20 protein-coding genes are annotated in these 20,916 nt (G+C 63.9%); 10 read left to right on the plus strand and 10 right to left on the minus strand.

What is annotated here, in order from left to right; genetic code table 11:
- The first annotated feature begins 2 nt into the window (after positions 1-2).
- Positions 3-455 (plus strand): RrF2 family transcriptional regulator, encoded by a 453-nt coding sequence (locus tag ACQ4WZ_RS07595; RefSeq protein WP_436573004.1) that lies wholly within the window; start codon positions 3-5, stop codon positions 453-455.
- Positions 442-1,446, plus strand: coding sequence for an NAD(P)/FAD-dependent oxidoreductase (locus tag ACQ4WZ_RS07600; protein ID WP_436573005.1), 1,005 nt, complete (start codon positions 442-444; stop codon positions 1,444-1,446). Before ACQ4WZ_RS07595 ends, ACQ4WZ_RS07600 begins: the two co-directional genes overlap by 14 nt.
- On the opposite strand, the gene ACQ4WZ_RS07605 is transcribed toward ACQ4WZ_RS07600, so the two are convergent.
- Complete coding sequence (locus ACQ4WZ_RS07605) at positions 1,374-2,141, minus strand: SDR family oxidoreductase (protein WP_133991060.1); 768 nt, start codon at positions 2,139-2,141, stop codon at positions 1,374-1,376. The two genes, ACQ4WZ_RS07600 and ACQ4WZ_RS07605, sit on opposite strands and share 73 nt — an antisense overlap.
- 123 nt (positions 2,142-2,264) lie before the next feature.
- Between ACQ4WZ_RS07605 and ACQ4WZ_RS07610 the strand changes: the two genes are divergently transcribed.
- Together ACQ4WZ_RS07610 and ACQ4WZ_RS07615 are read left to right on the plus strand one after the other, a co-directional pair.
- Positions 2,265-3,188 carry a LysR family transcriptional regulator gene (locus ACQ4WZ_RS07610; RefSeq protein ID WP_133991062.1) on the plus strand — a complete coding sequence of 308 codons (924 nt, stop codon included), beginning with the start codon at positions 2,265-2,267 and terminating at the stop codon, positions 3,186-3,188.
- Between the two features lie 16 nt (positions 3,189-3,204).
- Positions 3,205-3,957, plus strand: coding sequence for a DUF4303 domain-containing protein (locus ACQ4WZ_RS07615; protein WP_101481525.1), 753 nt, complete (start codon positions 3,205-3,207; stop codon positions 3,955-3,957).
- 3 nt (positions 3,958-3,960) lie between these two features.
- Here the strand turns inward: ACQ4WZ_RS07615 and ACQ4WZ_RS07620 are convergent, their stop codons facing one another.
- The 8 genes from ACQ4WZ_RS07620 to ACQ4WZ_RS07655 all read right to left on the minus strand — a co-directional run bounded on the left by ACQ4WZ_RS07620 (position 3,961) and on the right by ACQ4WZ_RS07655 (position 12,111).
- Positions 3,961-5,082: a metallophosphoesterase gene (locus ACQ4WZ_RS07620; protein ID WP_101481524.1), complete on the minus strand. Its 1,122-nt coding sequence runs from the start codon at positions 5,080-5,082 to the stop codon at positions 3,961-3,963.
- A gap of 1 nt (position 5,083) precedes the next feature.
- Positions 5,084-5,884, minus strand: a complete 801-nt coding sequence (locus tag ACQ4WZ_RS07625; RefSeq protein ID WP_436573006.1) for a substrate-binding periplasmic protein — start codon at positions 5,882-5,884, stop codon at positions 5,084-5,086.
- Between the two features lie 127 nt (positions 5,885-6,011).
- Positions 6,012-7,529 carry an ATP-binding response regulator gene (locus tag ACQ4WZ_RS07630; protein WP_101484572.1) on the minus strand — a complete coding sequence of 506 codons (1,518 nt, stop codon included), beginning with the start codon at positions 7,527-7,529 and terminating at the stop codon, positions 6,012-6,014.
- Positions 7,516-9,339 carry an ATP-binding protein gene (locus ACQ4WZ_RS07635; protein ID WP_436573007.1) on the minus strand — a complete coding sequence of 608 codons (1,824 nt, stop codon included), beginning with the start codon at positions 9,337-9,339 and terminating at the stop codon, positions 7,516-7,518. The genes ACQ4WZ_RS07630 and ACQ4WZ_RS07635 overlap by 14 nt, the downstream gene beginning before the upstream one ends.
- Positions 9,336-10,421, minus strand: a complete 1,086-nt coding sequence (locus ACQ4WZ_RS07640) for an ATP-binding SpoIIE family protein phosphatase (protein WP_257561037.1) — start codon at positions 10,419-10,421, stop codon at positions 9,336-9,338. Before ACQ4WZ_RS07640 ends, ACQ4WZ_RS07635 begins: the two co-directional genes overlap by 4 nt.
- Positions 10,418-10,852, minus strand: a complete 435-nt coding sequence (locus ACQ4WZ_RS07645) for an ATP-binding protein (RefSeq protein WP_243858041.1) — start codon at positions 10,850-10,852, stop codon at positions 10,418-10,420. The genes ACQ4WZ_RS07640 and ACQ4WZ_RS07645 overlap by 4 nt, the downstream gene beginning before the upstream one ends.
- A gap of 10 nt (positions 10,853-10,862) precedes the next feature.
- Complete coding sequence (locus ACQ4WZ_RS07650; protein ID WP_101481520.1) at positions 10,863-11,225, minus strand: STAS domain-containing protein; 363 nt, start codon at positions 11,223-11,225, stop codon at positions 10,863-10,865.
- Positions 11,226-11,232: 7 nt separating this feature from the next.
- Positions 11,233-12,111 carry an STAS domain-containing protein gene (locus ACQ4WZ_RS07655; protein ID WP_436573008.1) on the minus strand — a complete coding sequence of 293 codons (879 nt, stop codon included), beginning with the start codon at positions 12,109-12,111 and terminating at the stop codon, positions 11,233-11,235.
- 226 nt (positions 12,112-12,337) lie between these two features.
- Here ACQ4WZ_RS07655 and ACQ4WZ_RS07660 point away from each other — a divergent pair, with 226 nt between their 5' ends.
- From ACQ4WZ_RS07660 to ACQ4WZ_RS07675, 4 genes are all read left to right on the plus strand, one after another.
- On the plus strand, positions 12,338-12,751 hold the full coding sequence (locus ACQ4WZ_RS07660; RefSeq protein WP_101481518.1) for a hemerythrin domain-containing protein: 414 nt from the start codon (positions 12,338-12,340) through the stop codon (positions 12,749-12,751).
- 37 nt (positions 12,752-12,788) lie between these two features.
- A complete protein-coding gene (gene hmpA / locus ACQ4WZ_RS07665; protein ID WP_436573009.1) occupies positions 12,789-13,970 on the plus strand; it encodes an NO-inducible flavohemoprotein in 1,182 nt (393 codons plus the stop codon).
- Positions 13,971-14,096: 126 nt separating this feature from the next.
- The gene (locus tag ACQ4WZ_RS07670) at positions 14,097-14,405 is read left to right on the plus strand and encodes a DUF485 domain-containing protein (RefSeq protein ID WP_101481516.1); all 309 of its coding nucleotides are present in this window, start codon (positions 14,097-14,099) and stop codon (positions 14,403-14,405) included.
- Positions 14,402-16,087, plus strand: a complete 1,686-nt coding sequence (locus ACQ4WZ_RS07675; RefSeq protein WP_180338464.1) for a cation acetate symporter — start codon at positions 14,402-14,404, stop codon at positions 16,085-16,087. The genes ACQ4WZ_RS07670 and ACQ4WZ_RS07675 overlap by 4 nt, the downstream gene beginning before the upstream one ends.
- Before the next feature lie 88 nt (positions 16,088-16,175).
- On the opposite strand, the gene ACQ4WZ_RS07680 is transcribed toward ACQ4WZ_RS07675, so the two are convergent.
- On the minus strand, positions 16,176-16,631 hold the full coding sequence (locus tag ACQ4WZ_RS07680) for an RrF2 family transcriptional regulator (RefSeq protein WP_436573010.1): 456 nt from the start codon (positions 16,629-16,631) through the stop codon (positions 16,176-16,178).
- Between the two features lie 355 nt (positions 16,632-16,986).
- Here ACQ4WZ_RS07680 and ppc point away from each other — a divergent pair, with 355 nt between their 5' ends.
- A complete protein-coding gene (ppc, locus tag ACQ4WZ_RS07685) occupies positions 16,987-19,740 on the plus strand; it encodes a phosphoenolpyruvate carboxylase (protein WP_436573011.1) in 2,754 nt (917 codons plus the stop codon).
- Between the two features lie 98 nt (positions 19,741-19,838).
- Complete coding sequence (gene gap, locus ACQ4WZ_RS07690) at positions 19,839-20,849, plus strand: type I glyceraldehyde-3-phosphate dehydrogenase (protein WP_133991080.1); 1,011 nt, start codon at positions 19,839-19,841, stop codon at positions 20,847-20,849.
- Positions 20,850-20,916: the final 67 nt, after the last annotated feature.

A 20,916-nucleotide genomic window follows, 5' to 3' on the forward strand; every position in this document is an offset into this window, starting at 1 on the left:
ACATGAGACGCGACAGCAAACTATCATCCATCCTCCATGTGCTGCTGCACATGGCCCACGCGGGACGCCCGATGACGTCCGATGAACTCTCCGGCTATCTGGACACCAACCCCGTGCTGGTGCGGCGCGTAATGGCTGGCTTGCGCGAGCGCGGTTACGTGGCGTCGGTCAAGGGCCATGGCGGCGGCTGGCGCATCGTTTGCGACTTGCACGGCGTGACCCTGCAAGACATTTACGTGGCCGTGGGTTCGCCCACCATCTTCGCCATGGGCAATCGCATCGATCAGCCGGGCTGCCTGGTGGAGCAAGTGGTCAACCAGTCGCTGGCCGGCGCCTTTGATGAAGCCGAGGCGTTGCTGATCCAGCGCTTCGGCGCCGTCACCCTGGCCGACCTGGCCGAACGTTTCAGCCAACAATACGCCATACACCTAGGAGCACCTCATGCACATTTCTGAACCCCAGGGCGCGGACGGCGCCACGACCTGCGCCCCGTTCGACGCCATCATCGTCGGCGGCAGTTATGCTGGCCTGTCCGCCGCCACGCAACTGGCGCGCGCCCGCCGCCGCGTACTGGTGATCGACGGCGGCCAGCGCCGCAACCGCTACGCCAGCCATTCCCACGGTTTCCTGACCCGCGACGGCAGCGGGACGGCCGCCATCGCGGCCGAAGGCAAGGCGCAATTGCTGGCGTATGCCACCGTCACATGGCTGGACGGCACGGCCTGGCAGGCGGTGGCCAGCGGCGATGGCTTTGACGTGAGCCTGGCGGACGGCAGTGTCGTGCACGGCCGCCGCCTGGTGCTGGCGACCGGCGTGATCGACGAATTGCCGACCGTCGAAGGCCTGGCCGAACGCTGGGGCAGCAGCGTCTTTCACTGCCCGTATTGCCACGGCTATGAGCTGGAGCAGGGCGCCATCGGCGTGCTGGCCACCGGGCCCCTGTCCATGCACCATGCCCTGATGCTGCCGGACTGGGGCACGGTCACCTTTTTTCTGAATGGCGCCTTCGAACCCGACGCGGCGCAGCTGGCGCAACTGGATGCGCGTGGCGTAAAGCTGGTGCGCACGCCTGTGGCGCAGATCGACGGGGTGGCCGATGTGCTGATGGCGGACGGCAGCCGCCACGTGATGGCCGGCTTGTTCGTGGCGACCCGTACCCGCCTGGCCAGTTCCCTGGCTGGCGACTTGGGCTGCTTGCTGGAAGAGGGAGCCATGGGCCCGTTCGTGCGCACCGACGAGCAAAAGGCCAGCAGCGTGCCCGGCGTCTTTTGCTGTGGCGATGCGGGGCGCATGGCCGGCAGCGTGGCGTTCGCGGTGGCTGATGGCGCCATGGCGGGCATAGCGGCACACCGCTCGCTGATGCTCGGACTGGATCAGGCGGCAAAACCGCCGTCGATCTTCAGCCCGGCGCCCGTGACGAATGCCGCTTCTGCGCTGGCCAGGTAAGCCACCATGCCGGCGATTTCATCGGCCGTGCCGTGGCGGGGCAGGGCCATCAGCCCGTGCATCAGGTCTGCGAAGTCGCCCGTGGGCGGGTTCATATCCGTGGCGACGGGGCCCGGTTCCACGTTGTTGATGGTGATGCCGCGCGGGCCCAGGTCGCGCGACAGGCCTTGCGTCAGGCCGCTCAGCGCCGATTTGCTCATGGCGTAGGCAGCCGCGCCGCCGAACGGCATGCGGTGCGCATTCGTGCTGCCGATATTGATGATGCGCCCACCCGTCTGCATGTGCGCCACGGCTGCCTTGATGGCCACGAACACGGCGCGCACATTGACGTTCAAGGTCTTGTCGAAGTCTGCCAGAGTAAAGTCGTCGATGGCGCCGGGCAGGAACACGCCCGCGTTGTTGACCAGGATATCGATCTTGCCAAACTGCGCGGCCACCTTGTCGATGGCGGCCGTCAGGGCTGTGGCATTGGCCGCATCGGCCTGCACGCCATGCGCCTGGCCGCCGCTGGCTTCCACCGTGGCGGCCAGCGCCTGCGCTTCGGCGGCCGAGCTTTGATAGGTGAAGACGACGTTGGCGCCCTGGCTGGCAAGGCGGCGCACGATGGCGGCGCCGATGCCGCGCGAGCCGCCCGTGACGAAGGCGATCTTGTTTTGCAGTGGCAGGGAAGTGCTGCTGGTAGCTTGGGTTTGCATGATGTGCTTTCTGTGTGAGGAGTCGAGAAGGTCAGTATCTGCCTTCCATTGCCTGCGCGGTAGCCATGAATCGCTACAATCACTTTCAACCATAACTATCAAATGAGCGGGTAAAATAGGTGCATGGACGCCCTGAATCACTTGCAATCCTTCGTGCTGTCTGCCGAGCTGGGCAGCTTTTCAGCGGCCGCGCGCCGCCTGGGACTGACGCCGGCGGCCGTCAGCAAGAACGTGGCGCGGCTGGAAGCGAGCCTGGAACTGCGGTTGTTCCAGCGCAGCACGCGCCGCCTGACCCTGACGGAAGGGGGCGAGCGCTTCCTGCAGCAGATCGGTGGCGCCCTGTCCACCTTGCGCGAGGCGATCGCTGGCGTGGCCGAAGAGGGCGGCCAGCCGGCCGGCATCCTGAAGATCAGCATGGCGCCGTCGTTCGGGCGCAGCTACGTGGTGCCGCTGCTGGGCGACTTCATCGCCCGCTACCCGGGCGTGGTTCCCGACTGCCATTTCGATAACCGGCAAGTGGACTTGATCGGCGAAGGGTTTGATGTGGCCATCGGCGGCGGCATCGAGCTGGCGCCGGGCGTGGTGGCGCGCGAACTGGGCCACGTCCACGTCGTCGCCACGGCGTCGCCCGCCTTCATGCAGGGCAAGGTCATGCCCGTGCATCCGTCGGACCTGGCGCACTTCGACGGCGTGGCGCGCCGCTCGGCCGGCAGCGGGAGACTGCGCAGCTGGATATTGCGTAATGGCTCGGGCGGCGAAGGCGTGGCCGAATACCGCCCGCGCGCCATCTTCGACGACCCGGACGCGATGGCGCAGGCTGCCGTCATGGGCGTCGGCGTGGCGCTGCTGCCCATGGCGCACGCGCTGGAGCACTTGCGCAGCGGCGCCTTGATCCGCTTGCTGCCCGGCTGGCATGCCGATTCAGGCCCCCTGTCCGTGTACTATGCCAGCAAGAAGCTCTTGCCGGCGAAGACGCGCGTGTTCGTCGAGTTTTTGCTGGAGCAGTTCCGCCAGCGCGATTTCGCCGCGCAGATGCGGCCCGATTAAACAATAAGAAGCACTTATGTATAGCAATTACAGCCTGTTTTACACCTTTGACGGCGATCAGCCGGCCCGCTTCCAGGAAGCGCGCGTGTTTGGCGCGACCGTATGGACGGCAGCCGGCGCGGTCCAGACATGGGGCGAAGAGACGCGCAAGGACTACGCCAGTGTCGCTGGAGCGCATGCCGCCTACCAGGCGCATTGCCGCAGCGCTCTGGCTGATGGCTATACGTTGGCGCGCGAGAGCGTCATCGACCCGGCCGTGTTTGATTACGCGCTGCTGCAAACACTGGTGGCGGGTGCCGCGCGCCTGGCCGTTGATGCCGTACGCCGTGCGCATCCGGAGCAGCATATCAACGCTTTCGCACTGGTGAGCGACGACAGCGCCATGACTATCGGCCCCATGGCCAACAGCCGCGAAGCGCTGGCCGCCTCGGACTATGCAGAAGAGATGCTGTGGAATCCGGCCGAATGGGCGCATGACGACGGCGGCGCCTACTTCGACAGCGCCTACCGCCTGTTGTTGCAGGCGCACCGCGACTTGCCATTCGATGTAGATTTCGCCACTTTCCGCACGGGCGTGTTCGACGCCTGCATCGCGGCGCTGGCGCAGGTTGACGCCGAAGGCGTGTTCGGCACGGGCGCGCGGCGCGACGAATCCGTGCTGCTGTTCGATGTCAGCGACAGCGAGCCAGTGGAAGGCGCGATGGCGCGCTTGAATCCACCGGCGGTGGTAGCGCGTTTCGAGGCATGGATGACCGGCTGGGAGGAGTGAAGCTTAAGCCGCTACCAGCCTCAGCTTCGTAATTTCCGCCGGCGCGCCGATACGTTTCGGCGGACCCCAGTATCCTGTGCCGCGGCTGACATAAATCCACAGGCGGCCGCGCCGGTGCAGGCCTGCCACGTACGGTTGCTGCAGCGGCACGAACAAATTCCACGGCCAGAATTGTCCCCCGTGCGTGTGGCCCGACAATTGCAAGTCGTAACCAGCCGCTTCGGCTTCGGGCGCGCTGCGCGGCTGGTGCGCCAGCAGGATGCGCGGGATTCCGGCTGGCGCGCCGGCGATGGCACCCTGCGGGTCGCTAGCCTGGGCGGTATCGAAGGCGGCGGCATTGTAGTCGGTGACACCGGCCAGGGCCAGGCGCGCGCCGCCGTGTTCGAGGACCGCATGTTCGTTCATCAGCACGCGCAAGCCAAGTCGGCGAAATTCCGCCACCCAGGGCGCGGCGCCCGAATAGTATTCATGGTTGCCCGTGACGAGGAAGACGCCATGGCGCGCCTTCAAGTCGCCGAGCGGCGCCGTGTGCGCGCCCAGTTGGGCCACCGTGCCGTCGACCACGTCACCCGTGATGGCGATGAGGTCCGCCTGCAGGCCATTGGCGCGCGCGACGATGGCCTCCACGTAGGCGCGCTTGATGGTGGCGCCCACATGGATGTCGCTCAGCTGCACGATGGTGTAACCCTGCAGGGCGGGCGGCAGGCCGGCGATGGGCACATCGACCTCGCGCACGCGCGCCACCTTGCGGGCGTTGATGTAGCCAAGGATGGTAGCCAGCAGCGCCAGGGCCAGTGCCGCCACGGCGGACGCCTGCGCGTGGGGGCGGCTGGCGGGAATCAGCATGAGCAGTTCGCGCAGCACGGTGAGCACGAACAGCGAGGAAAAAAATCCCATGCACAGCGAGCCGGCCCAGCTCAAACGGTCGGCCAGGCGCGCATTGGCCGTGACGGCGCGGGCGAAGATGGTCATCGGCATCAACATGGTCGAAGCCAGCAAGGCCAGGCCGCCCAGCAGCCAGCCGGCCAGGCCGACGGGCAGCGCAGGCAGTAGCAGCCAGCCCAGCAGGGCGTGCAGGGCGCCCAGTATCATCGTGATGCGCAGCAGCGGCGTGCGGGTTGTCATGTCAAGGTTCCAGAAGCGGTGCGCCCAGATAGGCGGAAGTGATGCGCGTGAAACTGCCATCCTGGCGCATGCGCCGGAATGCGCGGTCGAAGGCGGCGGCCAGCGCGGGCGAGCCTTTATTCTTGCGAAACACGATATAGGTGTCGAAGCGGGCCAGTTGCGGCGCCACGCGGACGATGCCTTGCAGTTTCAGCTGTTTGACCGTGTACTGGCCGACGACGCCGTCCGCCAGCACGGCATCGATGCGGCGCAGCGCCAGTTTCTGGAAATTGGCGGCATCCGTCGGTACTTCGGCGACGCTCCAGCGGCCCTGCGCGACGCCGGCGGCGATGGCTTCGGGCAGGCGGAATCCAGCGCGCACGCCTATCACTTTGCCGGCCAGGTCGTCCAGCTTGCCCACGGCCGGCAGCGTGTCGTCCCGCCGCACGAACAGCGCATATTCGGTCGGCTGCAGCGCTACCTTGCCAAATTCCAGGTACTGCTCGCGTGCCGGCGTGCGGCTCATGGCGAAGGCGCAATCGACCGTGCCCTGCGGCCTGGCCAGCTCACTTTCGAGCCGGCGCCATGGCATGGCGCGAAATTCAATGGCGATGCCCAGGCGGGCTGCCGCCTCACGCAGCACATCCACGTTCAATCCTTCGATGCGGCCGTGCTTCTGCATGAAGTAAGGTACGAAGAGATCGTCATGGCATACCAGCCTGGCCGGCAAGCCTTCTTCGGCGCTGGCGGGCACCGCCAACAAGGCCGTGGCGGCCAAGGCGGCCACCCAAGCACGGGGGCGCAGCCATGGAAGAAAAGGCACAGCAGCGCCGTTACACATCGGTTGTTGCCGCAATTGTTCATCCCAGGTGGCCCGAAACAGTCGCGTTTCGCACGGCCGATTATAGCCGAAGCGTTATATAAAAGACCAACTCGCTGCCAGTCCAGCGTCATGGCCCGATATGCAGTCCCAGCATGGCCAGCTTGCCGAAATCGACGGGTTTGGCGAAGTGCTCATTGAAACCGGCCTGCAGGGCCGTCTGGCGGTCGTGTTCCTGGCCATAGCCGGTCAGGGCCACCAGCAGGAATTGCTGCGGTATCGGCAACTGGCGCAGCTTGCCTGCCACCTCGTAGCCGCTCATGTCGGGCAGGCCGATGTCGAGAAAGACGATGTCGGGCGTGAATTCCAGGGTGCGCTCGATTGCTTGCGCGCCCGTATAGGCGGTGCGCACCGTGTGGCCGTACATTTCCAGCAATTCGGCCAGGGTGTCGGCTGCATCGCAGTTGTCGTCGACAACGAGGATGCGCTGGCTGCCGCCGCTGGCCGTCTCCGGCACTGGCGCGATGGCCGGAGGCGGCACCTGGGCGTCGAGCGGCAGAACGACCTCGAAGGTGCTGCCCAGCCCCACGCCGGGGCTGTGCACGCTGACCTGGCCGCCGTGCAAGGTCACCAGCTTGCGCACCAGCGACAGGCCTATGCCCAGGCCATCCTGCACCCGGTCGGGCGCGTGGCCGCTCTGCTCGAACAGGTCGAAGATGCTGTCGATACTGGCGGCGGCGATGCCGATGCCGTTGTCGCTCAGGCGGATACGCACCTTGTCGTCTTCGCGCGCGGCGGAAATCGTGATGCGCCCGCCCGGCGCCGTGAACTTGGCTGCGTTGAGCAGCAGGTTGGCGACGATCTGCGACAGTCGCACGGCGTCGCCGCAGACCCACAGTTCTTCCCGGGGCAGGCTCACATCGAGCGCATGGCCGCGCGCTTCGACGCTGTGCGAACTCGTTTCCAGCGCGCTGCGGATGACGCTTGCCATGCTCACCCTTTCCCATTGCAGCGAGATTTTTCCCTGCGAAATGCGCGACACGTCGAGCAGGTCGTCCACCAGGCGCACCAGGTGACTCGTGTGGCGCCCGATGGTGCGGCGCGCGTTATCCTGCATGGCCGGCACGACGGGATCGAGCTTGCACAGCAGGGCCAGCGCCGTGCGGATGGGACCCAGCGGGTTGCGCAGTTCGTGGGCCAGGGTGGCCAGGAATTCATCCTTGCGGCGGTCCACGTCGCGCAGTGCGCGCTCGACGCGGCCCAGGCGCAGCAGTGCCTTGACGTTGGCGATCAGTTCATCCGCCTCGATCGGTTCGACCAGGTAATTGTCGGCGCCGCCGTCCAGGGCGCGGATCTTGTCGGCCGTGCCGATACAGGACGCGGACGTCTGCAGCACCAGGATGGTGTTTGTCTCGGCGCCGGCTTTCAGCTGGCGGCACACTTCCAGGCCGTTGATGTCGGGAAGCTTGACGTCCAGCAGGATCAGGTTGGGCCGGTCCTGGCGGGCGCGCAGCAGCGCGTCGCCCCCGTTCGAGGCTTCGATGACCTTGAAGCCGGCGCGTTTGAGGATGCGCGACTTGGCGTAGCGGGCGCCGTCGCTGTCATCGACGTTCAGGATCAGAGCATCGCTATTGTTATCCGGTAGCATGCGCATTGTCCCAGGTGGTTGTGCCTTGCGGCGGAACCGGCTCTTGCCGGTGGTGTGGATTGCCTATCAGCGCGCGCAGGGTCGCCAGCAATTGCTGGCGCAGCAGCGGCTTGACATAGTAGGCGTCGGCGCCGAGGGCCAGGCCCTTGCGCACGTCGTCGATCTCGGTGGCGACGATGACGGGCACCTGGCGCCGCAGCGGATCGTTTTTCAGCTCGGCCAGCCAGTGCCATGCCGTTTCGCCGTGTAGCAGGATGTCGAGGATGACGGCGGCAGGGCGCTGCTGTTCCCAGCGCTCCTGCGCCTCGCGCACGCTGCGCGCGGGGATCACGCGAAATTCGCTGCCGGCCAGAAATTTTTCATACAGCAGGCGGATGGGCGGATTGTCTTCCACCACGAGCACGCCGATGCGCTGGTCATTGCCGTTGTCGTTGGCCGGCGCGCACGGCGGCAGGCTGCCTTCGGGCGCATGGTAGCTGGTGGGCAGGACGACGGAAAACAGCGAACCCTGGCCCGGCGTGCTTTCCACGGACACGGTGCCATTGAGCAGGGTGGCCAGGTTGCGGCACAGGGGCAGGCCCAGGCCCGTGCCCTTGACCTTGCGCTGCATGTGGTTTTCCACCTGGCTGAATTCCTCGAAAATCAGCTGCACGTCTTCGGCGGCGATGCCCAGGCCCGTGTCGGAGACGGAAAAGCGGATGGCATTCTGCTCTGGCAGCGGCGTGGCGCTGACGACGATGGCGCCCGCTTCCGTGAACTTGAGGGCGTTGGAGATGAAGTTGCGCAGGATTTGCGACAGCTTGCCTTCATCCGTATGAATGTGCAGCGCCGGATCGGGGTCGATGAAGGTGAGCGAGAGGGAATCGGACACCAGCAGCGGGCGCAGCATGCCGCGCAGTGCGCTGAACAGATCGGCGACCTGAAAATTGTTGGCATGCACGTCGACCTTGCCCGCCTCGATCTTGGCCAGGTCCAGCAAGTCGTTCACCAGGTCGCTCAGGCTGACGGCGCTTTGCAGGATGAACAGCACCTGTTTTTCCTGCTCTTCCGACAGTTCGCCGTCGATGCGGTCGAGCAGCAGCTTGGACAGGGCACGGATGGAGCTGAGCGGCGTGCGGAATTCATGGCTCATGTTCGACAGGAAGCGCGATTTCATCTGGTCGGCGCGGCGCAGGTGGTCGGCTTTTTCATCCAGTTCCGCGAACAGCGCCACTACGCCCCGGTTGGTGTCTTCCAGTTCGCGCGTCAGCTGTAATAAATCGTCCTGGCGCGTCTTCAGTTCGGCCAGGGTGGCGAGCAGCTCGCGGTTCTGTTGCTGCACTTCAGAGAGTGTGATGTCCGATGGCAGCGCCTGCAGGCTGCCGGACAGGGCGCCGATGCCCTGCCCGTCGAGCAGGGGCGCGTCGCGCGGGAATAACTTTTGCAAGGTGATGTGCGTGCCATCGCCCGGCGCGCTGCGGATGTGGCAGCGGTCCATCAATCGCTGCGCGCCCAGGATGCCCAGCCCCATGCCCGTGTGCGAGCGGTAAGTGCCGGCCAGTATCTGTTCGAGCTGCGCGATGCCGGGGCCCTGGTCCTCGATGCGGATGCTGAGCACCTGCGGCGCCGTCAGGCCATCGATGGCGAAATGCACCTTGCCGCTGCCGGCGTAGTTGTAGACGTTGCGCGCCAGTTCCGACACGGCCGTGGCGATGCGCACCTGGTCTTGCGCGCCAAAGCCGCACATGGCGGCAATCTGCCGCGCGCGCTGGCGAGCGCCCACCACATCGAGTTCGCTGCCGATATGGGCTGTCAATATGCGTTGTGTCATGCCGCACCTGTCCCTTCTGCTGTAACAGCCTGGTGGTCCTCATGTTCGCGCAGCACCACCACCGTGACGTCGTCGCGCCCGCGTGAAAAATCGCGGTACAGCACTGCGGCGATGATGCTGGGATGGCAGTGCATCAGACCCGGATACTGCTCCAGATCCCAGCGCGTATGCAGGCCGTCGGTATGCATGATCAGTGTCGCGCCCAGTTGCCACGGATAGCAAAATTCCTGCACCTTGCGCAGGTTGCTGCCGACGATGCCGTTATGCGACAGCAAATGCCGGCGCTGCTGCATATCGAAGGCGCAGGCGGCGATGTTGCCCACGCCCGCATAGCGCAATTCGCGGCGCGCGCTATCGATATGCGCCACCGCCAGCGCTGCGCCGCGCGTGTTACGCAGGGCGCCGTGGGCCAGTTCGATGAAGGACGCGGGCAGGGGCGGCAGGCCGGGCGTGTCGTGTTCCAGCAGCGCGCTGGCACATTCCGAGGCGCGCGCAGCCAGGGGGCCGTGGCCCAGGCCATCGGCCACCATCAGGCTCAATTCATGGCCCTCGCAGACCACGTTCCAGGCGTCGCCGCACACCTGTTCCGACGCCAGCGGCAGGCATACGGCGCCGATCCGCCAGTTCGGATGAGCGGGAATGGCGCTGCTGGCATGCTGCCCCCAGACCACCGCCATCAGCACCGTGCCCTTGCCGGGCGCCGTGTACAGGTCGAATTCCTGCCCCAGGCGGCGTATCGCGCCCAGTCCCACGCCGTAGGTGCCCGTGGTGGAATGGCCATCCTGCATGTGCTGGCGCACATTGGCCATGCCTGGACCGCTGTCGATGGCCAGCACTTCGATGCCGCTGGTGCCGCCGCGCAGCACCTTGCGCAGCAGGATTTCGCCGCGCTGCGCGTGCTTGACGATGTTGGTGGCCGCTTCGCTGATGATGATGGCCAGCTGGCCCGTGCGCACGTCGTCGAAACCGATGCGGCGCGCCAGTTCGTTGCCGGCGCGGCGGGCCGCAGCGATCTCGCTCGGTTCGCCGATGGGAAAACTGCGTTGCCTGGCAATGTCAGGGGCTTGGTCAAGGTGGTTCAAAACAGCTTCCATTTCGCGATGGTGACGGTGGTGCCCACGCCGGGCGCCGTGTCAATGTGAAAGGCGTCGGCCAGGCGCTTGGCGCCACCCAGCCCCAGTCCCAGCCCGCCGCCGCTGGTATAGCCATCGGTCAGCGCCAGGGGAATATCGTCGATGCCCGGCCCCGCATCGATGAAACGCAGTTCCAGGCCCTGGCGCGCGCCATCGCTGACGCGCGCGATGCGCGCTTCGCCGCCGCCGCCGTAGCGCAGGGTGTTGCGCGCCAGTTCGCTCGCCGCCGTGATGATCTTGGTCTGTTCGATCAGGCCAAAACCCATGGCGACCATGCTGTCGCGTACCTGCTTGCGTAGCCGCACGACATCTTCATCGCTGTGCAGGGGCAGGATCTGCGCCACTGCCTGCGCGCGTTCCTGTGCTTGCGCGCCTAGCACGGCGCCCCCGTCACGCGCATGTGCCGCCCCGTTCCAGCAGCTTGATTCCCCGTTCCACGTTGAGCGCCGTGCTCACGCCTTCCAGCGCCAGGCCCAGCTCCACCAGGGTGATGGCGACGGCCGGCTGCATGCCCACCACCACGGTGCGCGCGTCGAGGATTTTCGCCATCGCCGCCGTGTTGCTGATCATGCGGCCGATGAAGGAGTCGACGATGTCGAGCGCGGAAATGTCGATCAGCACGCCCGTGGCGCGGTCCGTCACGATGCGCGTGGTCAGGTCGTCCTGCAAGGTCATCGCCAGGCGGTCATGCATGTCCACCTGGATCGTCACCAGCAGCAGCCGGCCCATGCGTAAAATGGGGATTCTTTCCATAGGCGCCTCAGTGTTGTTGCTGCTGGTAGGTGATGCTGGAGCCCGTGCGTTTCAGGGCCACGACAAAGGCGTCGGCCAGGGTGGCCTTGGTGATCACGTCTTCCAGGTTGACGCCCAGGTGCACAATGGTTTGCGCGATCTGCGGGCGGATGCCGCTGATGATGCAGTCTGCGCCCATCAGGCGCGCGGCGGCGATGGTTTTCAGCAGGTGCTGCGCCACCAGGGTGTCGACGGTGGGCACGCCAGTGATGTCGATAATGGCGATCAGGGCGCCCGTGTCGACGATCTTTTGCAGCAGGCTTTCCATCACCACCTGCGTGCGGGCGCTGTCGAGAGTGCCAATCAGGGGCAGGGCCAGCACGTTTTGCCACAGCTGCACCACGGGCGTGGACAGTTCCAGCAATTCCTGCTGCTGGCGCAAGATCACCTGTTCGCGCGCCTTCTGGTAAATGGCAATGGTCAGCAGGCCCAGCTCGTCGAATAATTTGCTGGTGCTGACGATGGCGTCCCCCAGTTCCTGCGGTTGCGCCGTGATTTCCTTGCGCAGGTAAGCGAACAGCGGCTCCTTGAGGGCGAACATGAAGCTGGCCGTCTCGATCGGCGAATAGCCCTGGCGCACGCGTGATTGCGATATTTCGGCGAGCAGCGCGCGCGTGTCGTCCCAGGCGCCGCCTTCGATGTCGAAAGAGTCGCCGCTTTCCAGCGCACCCGCCAGCAGAGGCAGCAATTGCGCTGCCTGCTGGCGCAGCTCGTTTTCCGCGATCTTGTCGCGCCGTACCAGACGGGCGATCAGGCCGGCCATCCAGCCTTCCAGCAGTTCCGTGTGGTGCTCGTTGATGATGCCGGCCAGTTGCTGCGCCTGGCCCGTGCCCGTCTTGATTTTCATGCTCGTCCTTGGCTGGAGTGGAGGGTGCGGCACGGCCGCAAACGGGCACGCGCTGTGATGAATAAATTATAGGCAGGGAGGGCCGTGGCTTGTGTTCTGTGCCGCACATAGTGGCGCATGTCGATCCAGATTCCCGCAGTAAACACGGAAGTTTTAAACATGCATATACTTTGCATGTTTAAGCGAACTCCGCTACACTGGCAACTCTCAACAAGAGAAACACGCCATGAATATCGACAAGTTCAAACAGCAGCACCTGGCCATCCTGGCCGCCATCGATGACTTGCGCCAATTGGCGCGCGGCGGTGTCGCCGCACGTGCGCAGGCGATTGCCGAACAGATCATCGCCATGAGCGGCTTGATCAAGCTGCACCTGGCCGTCGAGCAGCGCTACCTGTATCCGGCCGCGCAGGCCTGCGGCGTGGCCAAGGTGGCACGGCTGGGGCGCCAGTACGAACATGAAATGCACGGCATCGCCGGTGCCTACCTGGACTTTGCCGGTCGCTGGAATACGCCCATGCGCCTGGCCGCCGAGCCGGAAGCGTTCCGCAGCGAAGCCAATACCGTGCTGCACGCGCTGTACCAGCGCATGCGGCGCGAAGACACCGAGTTATATCCAGCCGTTGAAACGCTGGCCTGAGACCGCTTACTAATTAATAGACATACAGGAGTTTTACATGCTGACCCAAGAACAACGCGCCATCATCACGGCCACCGTCCCCATCCTCGAACAGGGTGGTGAAGCGCTGACCCGCCATTTCTACAAGAATCTGTTCCGCGACCATCCCGAAGTGCTGCCGTACTTTAACCAGGCGCACCAGCACAGCGGCGACCAGCAGCGCGCGCTGGCCAATGGCGTGCTGATGTATGGCAAACATATCGATAAACTCGATGCGCTGGGCGACCTGGTGGCCACCATCGTCAACAAGCACGTGGCCTTGCAGATCCGCGCCGAGCACTATCCGCTGGTGGGCGCCAGCCTGCTGCAAGCCATCCGAGAAGTGCTGGGCGCCGAGGTGGCCAGCGACGCCGTCATCGACGCCTGGGGCGCGGCCTATGGCCAGCTGGCCGACATCCTGGCCGGCGAGGAAGGGCGCATTTACAAGGCGCAGGCGGCCGCGCCCGGCGGCTGGAGCGGCGCACGCGACTTTACCGTGCGCAGCAAGACGGTGGAAAGCGGCGAGATCACTTCCTTCCTGCTGGCGCCCGCCGATGACCAGCCCGTGCTCGACTTTGCGCCAGGCCAGTATATCGGCGTACTGGCCAGCGTCGATGGCGTGCCCATGCGCCGCCAGTACTCCTTGTCGGCCGCCAGCAACGGCCAGACGTACCGCATCAGCATCAAGCGGGAAGCGGGCGGCAAGGTGTCCAATTTCTTCCACGACCATGTGCAGGCGGGTGACACGGTACAGCTGACGCCGCCCTCGGGCGACTTCGTGCTGCGCGACAGCGAAAAACCTCTGGTACTGATCAGTGGCGGCGTGGGCATCACGCCGACCCTGGCCATGCTGACGGCGGCCCTGCGCGGCAAGCGCCCCGTGCATTTCATCCATGCGGCGCGCAACCAGGGCGTGCATGCGTTCCGTGCGCAGATCGACGCACTGGCTGCACAGCATCCGCAGCTGCAGCGTTATTATTGCTACGCGGAACATGGCGGCGAACAGGATGCGCCGGACGCCGTCGGCTTGCTCGATAAAGAGCAGCTGGCGCACTGGCTGCCGGCCTCGCGCGACGTCGATGCCTATTTCCTGGGGCCGCAGCCGTTCATGCGCGCCGTCAAACAATACTTGCGCGAGCTGGGCGTGCCGGAACAGCAGACGCACCATGAGTTCTTCGGACCGGCCGCCGCGCTGAATTGACCTTGCCTGCCCCGTGTTGCTCCTGCGAGAAAAAAACGCTGCCGTAAGGGGCGGGTAAGTCTCGCGCCGTATTGTGAATGCAAGCTCGAAAAGAAAAGAGCACGCTCACATAACAGGAGGCAACACATGCATGACGATCTGGTACAAAAACTCAAGAGCGACCCCAATTATCATCGATTGCTCAGGGTGCGCTCACGCTTCGGCTGGGCGCTGACGGGCCTGATGATGCTGGTGTACTACGGCTACATCCTGCTCATCGCCTTCAACAAGGAATTTCTTGCCACTAAAACGGGCACTGGCGTGATGACCTGGGGCATGCCGATCGGCCTGTTCGTCATCGTGTTTACCGTGGTGATCACCGGCATTTATGTGCGCCGCGCCAACAAGCAATTCGACGATCTGACCAGCGCCATCCAGGCACGGGTGCAAGCATGAACGGCGCTCCATTGACGCAACGCAAGCTCGCCTGCCTCGCAGCCCTGACCTTGCTGGCCGGCGCCAGCAACAGCGTGCTGGCGGCTGGCGCCGACCTGGGCCAGGCAGTCAAGCAACCCACCAACTGGACGGCGATCACCATGTTCGCCGCTTTCGTCATCTTTACCCTGTTCGTCACCAAGTGGGCAGCCAAGAAGACCAAGTCGGCCTCCGATTTCTACACGGCCGGCGGCGGCATCACGGGCTTCCAGAATGGCCTGGCCATTGCGGGCGACTACATGTCGGCCGCTTCCTTCCTCGGCATTTCCGCCGCCGTCTTCTTGAACGGCTACGATGGCTTGATCTACGCCATTGGTTTTCTCGTCGGCTGGCCCGTCATCACCTTCCTGATGGCAGAGCGCTTGCGTAACCTGGGGCGCTACACCTTTGCCGACGTGGCCGCCTATCGCTTCAAGCAGGCGCCGATCCGCATTTTCTCGGCGTCCGGCACCCTGGTCGTGGTGGCGTTCTACCTGATCGCGCAGATGGTGGGCGCAGGCCAGCTGATCAAGCTGCTGTTCGGCCTGGAATACTGGATCGCCGTCGTCCTGGTCGGTACATTGATGATGATCTACGTGCTGTTTGGCGGCATGACGGCCACCACCTGGGTGCAGATCATCAAGGCCGTGATGTTGCTGGGCGGCGCCACCTTCATGGCCGTGGCCGTGCTGGCGCAATTCAACTTCAGCCCGGAAGCGCTGTTCGCCAAGTCGGTGGACGTGCATGCCACCAAGGAAGCCATCATGGGCCCCGGTTCTTTCATCAAGGACCCGATCTCGGCCATTTCCTTCGGCATGGCGCTGATGTTCGGTACGGCCGGCTTGCCGCACATCCTGATGCGTTTCTTCACGGTGCCTAGCGCCAAGGAAGCGCGCAAGTCCGTGTTCTGGGCCACCACCTGGATCGCCTACTTCTACATCCTGACCTTCATCATCGGTTTTGGCGCCATCGTGCTGGTGAGTACCAATCCCGAGTTCAAGGATGCTGCCGGTAAGTTGCTGGGCGGCAATAACATGGCGGCCGTGCATCTGGCCAAGGCCGTGGGTGGTAATGTGTTCCTCGGCTTCATGTCTGCTGTCGCGTTTGCCACCATCCTGGCCGTCGTGGCGGGGCTGACCCTGTCCGGTGCATCGGCCGTATCGCACGATCTGTATGCCACCGTCATCAAGAAGGGCAAGGCCACGGGCGCCAATGAATTGAAAGTGTCGCGCGTGACGACGATCGTGCTGGGCATTATCGCCGTGGTGCTGGGTATCGCCTTTGAAAAGCAGAACATCGCCTTCATGGTCTCGCTGGCCTTCGCCATCGCCGCCTCGGCCAACTTCCCCGTGCTGTTCATGTCGGTGCTGTGGAAAGACTGCACCACCCGGGGTGCCACCATAGGCGGCTTCCTGGGCTTGACCACGGCCGTCGCGCTGACGGTGGTGTCGAAGTCCGTGTGGGTCGACGTGCTGGGTCATCCGGCAGCGCTGTTCCCGTACGCCTCGCCGGCGCTGTTCTCGATGACGGCAGGCTTTGTCGGCATCTGGCTGTTCTCGGTGCTCGACAAGAGCCCGCGCGCGCGCATCGACCGCGCCGGCTATGAAGCGCAGCAAATGCGTTCGGAAACGGGTATCGGCGCCTCCGGTGCCAGCGCGCACTAAACTGATCCTGTCGCGTTAGAAATGAACAATGCCCGGCTTGCCGGGCATTGTTGTTTTAGCGCACCGCCTGGCGTGCTTGCCTTCGGGCTTACTTTGCCAGGTGCAGGGGAATCACGCCCGCCGTTGCTGCCGGCGCATGGCCTGCGGGCTCCAGGATGGCTGCCAGGGTCACCGTGTCGAGCACGGCCAGGAAGGCGGCTGTGGCCTGGCCCAGCTTGGCTTTCAGCAGGCAATCTGGCGTCAGCGGGCAGGTATTGTTTTCCTTGTTAAAACACTCCGCCATGAAAAAATCGTTTTCCGTCTCGCGCACCACCGTGCCGATATTGATCTCGGCCGGATCGCGCGCCAGGCGCAGACCGCCATTCCTTCCACGCACCGTTTCCACAATGCCTGACAGGCCCAGCTGGTGCACCACTTTCATCAAGTGATTCTTTGAAATCGCATGCAGGTCGGCGATGTCCTGGATGGTCACGAGGCGGTCGCGGTGTACGCCCAGATACATCAGGGTGCGCAGGGTATAGTCGGTATAGGCAGTCAGTCGCATGAGGTTCGCTTGTAAAGATGTGGATTACATCCTTGTTTCAAGCCGCCAGCATACAGGAGAGTGCCTGACCATCGCCACCGCCATGTGACTTGCGCCGTCACTTTTCAGCCTGGAAAGACAAATTTGGTTGCCTTTCGCGTAAATGCGTAGTAAATTTTCATATTATTGCCCTGCTAAACAGCTTGTAGGCCCTTCGCGACCCTTTGGGCGTGGCTTTTATTGATGAAAATCAAGAGGATGGTGAGACAATAAGGTAAATTTACTACAAAATGGATGATGGGCGTTTCCCGGGCCGGGAAGCGCGTACTACGCAATCTGTGCGGTGCCGCCGTGGCCGCCCCGGGAAATGAATACCATGCAAATGAATGAAGTGAAAGACGAGCTGCTGAGCAGCGATATCCGCCAGCTGGGCCGTCTGCTGGGCGACGCCATCCGCAGCCACCTGGGCGACCCCGCCTTCGAGCGCATCGAACATGTGCGCCAGTTGGCCATTCGTTTCCGGCGCGACAATGATGAAGCGGCGCGCGCGCAGCTGTCGGACGCGCTGCAAGCGCTGTCGCAGGAAGAAACCACGCAACTGACGCGCGCTTTCAGCTATTTCTCGCTGCTGGCCAATATTGCGGAAGATCAACATCACATCCGCCGCACGCGCGCCCATTTGATCGCCGGTTCGCCGCCGCGCCAGGGTAGCCTCAGCCATGCCGTCGGCAACGTATTTGACGCGGGCAAGGCCGATGCACTGGAAACCTTCTTTGAAGATGCCTTCGTCAGCCCCGTCTTCACGGCGCATCCGACGGAAGTGCAGCGCAAGAGTATCCAGAATTGCCAGATGGCCATCGCGCGCCTGTTGAGCGAGCGCGACCGCGTGCAAATGACGCCGGAAGAGGCGGAGCAAAACGAAGAAGCGCTGGGCCGCGGCATCGTCACGCTATGGCAGACGCGCTTGCTGCGTACGAGCAAACTGTCCGTCATGGATGAAGTGGCCAATGGCCTGTCGTTCTACGACCACACCATCCTGCGCGAACTGCCGAAATTGTATTCCTCGCTGGAAACGATGCTGGCCCAGCGCGATGCCCGCTGGGAAGATGCGGAATTGCCCAATTTCATGAAGGTCGGCAGCTGGATAGGTGGCGACCGCGACGGCAATCCCTTTGTCACCGCCGACATCCTGCGCAGCACCCTGCAGACGCAGGCCGACAAAGTGCTCGATTTCTACCTCGGTGAATTGCGCAAGCTCGCTTCGCAACTGTCCCTGGCGCAAATACTCAATGCATGCAGCGAGCCGCTGCGCGCGCTGGCCGAACGCTCGGCCGATGCCTCGCCGCACCGGGTCGACGAGCCGTACCGCCGCGCGCTGCATGGCATCCATGCACGCTTGGAAGCCACGCGCGTCGCCTTGTGCGGCAAGGGCAAGCAAGCCGAAGGCGTGCAGCCCTACGCTGCGGCGTTTGAATTGTTGGCCGATCTGGACGTGGTCCAGCATTCACTGGTCAGCAATGGCTTGCGCGCGCTGGCGCGTGGCCGGTTGCGCCAGCTGCGCCGCGCCGTCAAGGTGTTCGGCTTTTCGCTGGCGCCGCTCGATTTGCGCCAGAACTCCGACGTGCACGAGCGCGTCGTGGGTGAACTGTTCGCGGGCGCCCAGCCGGGCCTCGTGTATCTGGACCTCGATGAAGAGCAGCGCATCGCCGTGCTGCTGGCCGAACTGGAGTCGCCACGCCTGCTGACGTCGCCGTATGCGCACTATTCGGAGGAAACCACCTCTGAACTCGACATTTTCCGCGCCGTGCGCGAAGCCCATGTCAAGTACGGCCGTGAATCGGTGCCGAATTGCATCATTTCGAAGGCGGCCAGCGTCTCGGACTTGCTGGAAGTGGCGCTGCTGCTGAAGGAAGTGGGCTTGCTGCGCCAGGACAGCCGCGAAGTGGACGTCAACATCATCCCCCTGTTTGAAACCATCGCCGACTTGCGCGCCGGTCCCGCCATCATGGCGCGCGCCTTTGGCCTGCCGTTCTACCGGGCTTTGCTTGAGTCGCGCGCTGACCAGCAGGAAGTCATGCTAGGCTACTCGGACAGCAACAAGGACGGCGGCTTCCTCACGTCCGGCTGGGAACTCTACAAGGCCGAGATCGAGCTGGTGACGGTCTTCAAGCAATACCAGATCAAGCTGCGCCTGTTCCACGGCCGCGGCGGCTCCGTCGGCCGCGGTGGCGGTCCCAGCTATGAAGCCATCCTGGCCCAGCCAGCGGGCGCCGTGCAGGGACAGATCCGTTTGACGGAGCAGGGCGAAGTCATCACGGCCAAGTATGCGAACCCGGAAGTAGGGCGCCGCAACCTGGAAGTGCTGGTGGCTGCCACCATCCAGTCGACCCTGCTGCCGCAGGCACAGCTGCAGCCGAAGGCCTCGGCCGGCGCGGGCCACCTGGCCGCAATGGAAGAGCTGTCCGGCACGGCCCTGAACGCTTACCGCGACCTGGTCTACGGCACGGAAGGATTCGAGCTGTATTTCTGGGAATCGACGGTGATCGCGGAAATTGCCGCGCTCAATATCGGCAGCCGTCCGGCGTCGCGCAAGAAATCCACTTCCATCGAGGATTTGCGCGCCATTCCCTGGGTCTTGAGCTGGGCGCAATGCCGCTTGATGCTGCCGGGCTGGTTCGGCTTTGGTTCCGCCGTGCAAGCCTACCTGGCCGCCCATCCCACCGATGGTGCGGACGTGCTGCGCGGCATGTACACGGACTGGCCATTCTTCACCTCGCTGCTGTCGAACATGGATATGGTCCTGGCCAAGAGCGATATCGCCATTGCCGGCAAGTATGCGGAACTGGTCAAGGACAAGGCTTTGCGCGAGGCCATCTTTACACGCATCCGCGCCGAATACGCGGCCACCCTGGACGCCTTGAAACTGATCACGGGCCAGGAAGAGTTGCAGCAAGCCAATCCGCTGATGCAGCGCTCGATACGCAACCGTTTCCCGTATATCGACCCGCTCAATCACGTGCAGGTGGAGCTGTTGAAACGCTTCCGCGAAGGCAAGCAGGATGCGGCGGCGCGCACGGGCATTCATTTGTCGATCAACGGCATCGCTGCCGGGCTGAGAAATAGTGGTTGATTCTTTCTAATCCAACAACAAATGCTGGGTCAGACCTAAAGGTCTGACCCCGGATTTTGCACTTGGGTTGCTTTTAAGTAAAACAACAAGGAGACAGCATGACCATCAAAGTTGCCATCAATGGCTATGGCCGCATCGGCCGCAATGTCTTGCGCGCGTTTTATGAAGGCGGCAAGCAGCAGGATATCGAAATCGTCGCTATCAACGACCTGGGCGATGCCAAGTCGAATGCGCATTTGACGCGCTACGACACGGTGCACGGCAAGTTTCCCGGCGTCGTCACCATCGACGGCGACAACATGATCGTCAACGGCGACCGCATCCGTGTCTTCGCGCAGCGCGACCCGGCCCTGATACCGTGGGGCGAACTGGGCGTCGACGTCGTGCTCGAATGCACGGGTTTCTTCACCACCAAGGAAAAAGCCTCGGCCCACCTGAAGGGTGGGGCGAAAAAAGTCATCATCTCGGCCCCTGGTGGCAAGGACGTGGACGCCACCATCGTGTTCGGCGTCAACCAGCATGTGTTGAAGGCATCGGACACGGTCATTTCCAACGCTTCGTGCACGACGAATTGCCTGGCGCCGCTGGTCAAACCGCTCAATGACGCCATCGGCATCGAATCGGGCCTGATGACCACGGTGCACGCCTACACGAATGACCAGGTGCTGTCCGACGTGATGCATGAAGACTTGCGCCGCGCCCGCTCGGCTACGCATTCGATGATCCCCACCAAGACGGGCGCGGCGGCGGCTGTCGGCCTGGTCTTGCCGGAACTGAATGGCAAGCTGGACGGTTTCGCCATCCGCGTGCCGACCATCAACGTCTCCTTGGTCGACCTGTCCTTCATCGCCAAGCGCGACACCACGGTCGAGGAAGTCAACGCCTTGCTGAAAACGGCCTCGGAAGGCACCCTGAAAGGTATTTTGACGTACCAGACGGAGCCGCTCGTTTCCATCGATTTCAACCACAACCCCGCCTCGTCGAACTTCGATTCGACCCTGACCAAGGTCTCGGGTCGCCTCGTGAAAGTGTCGTCGTGGTACGACAACGAGTGGGGCTTCTCGAACCGCATGCTCGACACCACGGTCGCTCTGATGGCGGCCAAGTAAGTCAAGAACCACCGCTGATCCAGCGCACCAGGACGGCCGGCCCACAAGGCTGGCCCTTGTAGTAACT

Source organism: Janthinobacterium darwini, assembly GCF_051380905.1.
Lineage (GTDB): Bacteria > Pseudomonadota > Gammaproteobacteria > Burkholderiales > Burkholderiaceae_D > Janthinobacterium.

Bases quoted from the DNA above. Each gene is read 5' to 3' on its own strand.
- ACQ4WZ_RS07655 (WP_436573008.1), bottom strand. From the start codon at position 12,111: ATGAAAATCAAGACGGGCACGGGCCAGGCGCAGCAACTGGCCGGCATC.
- ACQ4WZ_RS07635 (WP_436573007.1), bottom strand. From the start codon at position 9,339: ATGACACAACGCATATTGACAGCCCATATCGGCAGCGAACTCGATGTG.
- ACQ4WZ_RS07605 (WP_133991060.1), bottom strand. From the start codon at position 2,141: ATGCAAACCCAAGCTACCAGCAGCACTTCCCTGCCACTGCAAAACAAG.
- ACQ4WZ_RS07630 (WP_101484572.1), bottom strand. From the start codon at position 7,529: ATGCTACCGGATAACAATAGCGATGCTCTGATCCTGAACGTCGATGAC.
- ACQ4WZ_RS07600 (WP_436573005.1), top strand. From the start codon at position 442: ATGCACATTTCTGAACCCCAGGGCGCGGACGGCGCCACGACCTGCGCC.
- hmpA (WP_436573009.1), top strand. From the start codon at position 12,789: ATGCTGACCCAAGAACAACGCGCCATCATCACGGCCACCGTCCCCATC.
- ACQ4WZ_RS07660 (WP_101481518.1), top strand. From the start codon at position 12,338: ATGAATATCGACAAGTTCAAACAGCAGCACCTGGCCATCCTGGCCGCC.
- ACQ4WZ_RS07675 (WP_180338464.1), top strand. From the start codon at position 14,402: ATGAACGGCGCTCCATTGACGCAACGCAAGCTCGCCTGCCTCGCAGCC.
- ACQ4WZ_RS07670 (WP_101481516.1), top strand. From the start codon at position 14,097: ATGCATGACGATCTGGTACAAAAACTCAAGAGCGACCCCAATTATCAT.
- ACQ4WZ_RS07595 (WP_436573004.1), top strand. From the start codon at position 3: ATGAGACGCGACAGCAAACTATCATCCATCCTCCATGTGCTGCTGCAC.
- ACQ4WZ_RS07620 (WP_101481524.1), bottom strand. From the start codon at position 5,082: ATGACAACCCGCACGCCGCTGCTGCGCATCACGATGATACTGGGCGCC.
- ACQ4WZ_RS07610 (WP_133991062.1), top strand. From the start codon at position 2,265: ATGGACGCCCTGAATCACTTGCAATCCTTCGTGCTGTCTGCCGAGCTG.
- ppc (WP_436573011.1), top strand. From the start codon at position 16,987: ATGCAAATGAATGAAGTGAAAGACGAGCTGCTGAGCAGCGATATCCGC.
- ACQ4WZ_RS07615 (WP_101481525.1), top strand. From the start codon at position 3,205: ATGTATAGCAATTACAGCCTGTTTTACACCTTTGACGGCGATCAGCCG.
- ACQ4WZ_RS07650 (WP_101481520.1), bottom strand. From the start codon at position 11,225: ATGGAAAGAATCCCCATTTTACGCATGGGCCGGCTGCTGCTGGTGACG.
- ACQ4WZ_RS07680 (WP_436573010.1), bottom strand. From the start codon at position 16,631: ATGCGACTGACTGCCTATACCGACTATACCCTGCGCACCCTGATGTAT.
- gap (WP_133991080.1), top strand. From the start codon at position 19,839: ATGACCATCAAAGTTGCCATCAATGGCTATGGCCGCATCGGCCGCAAT.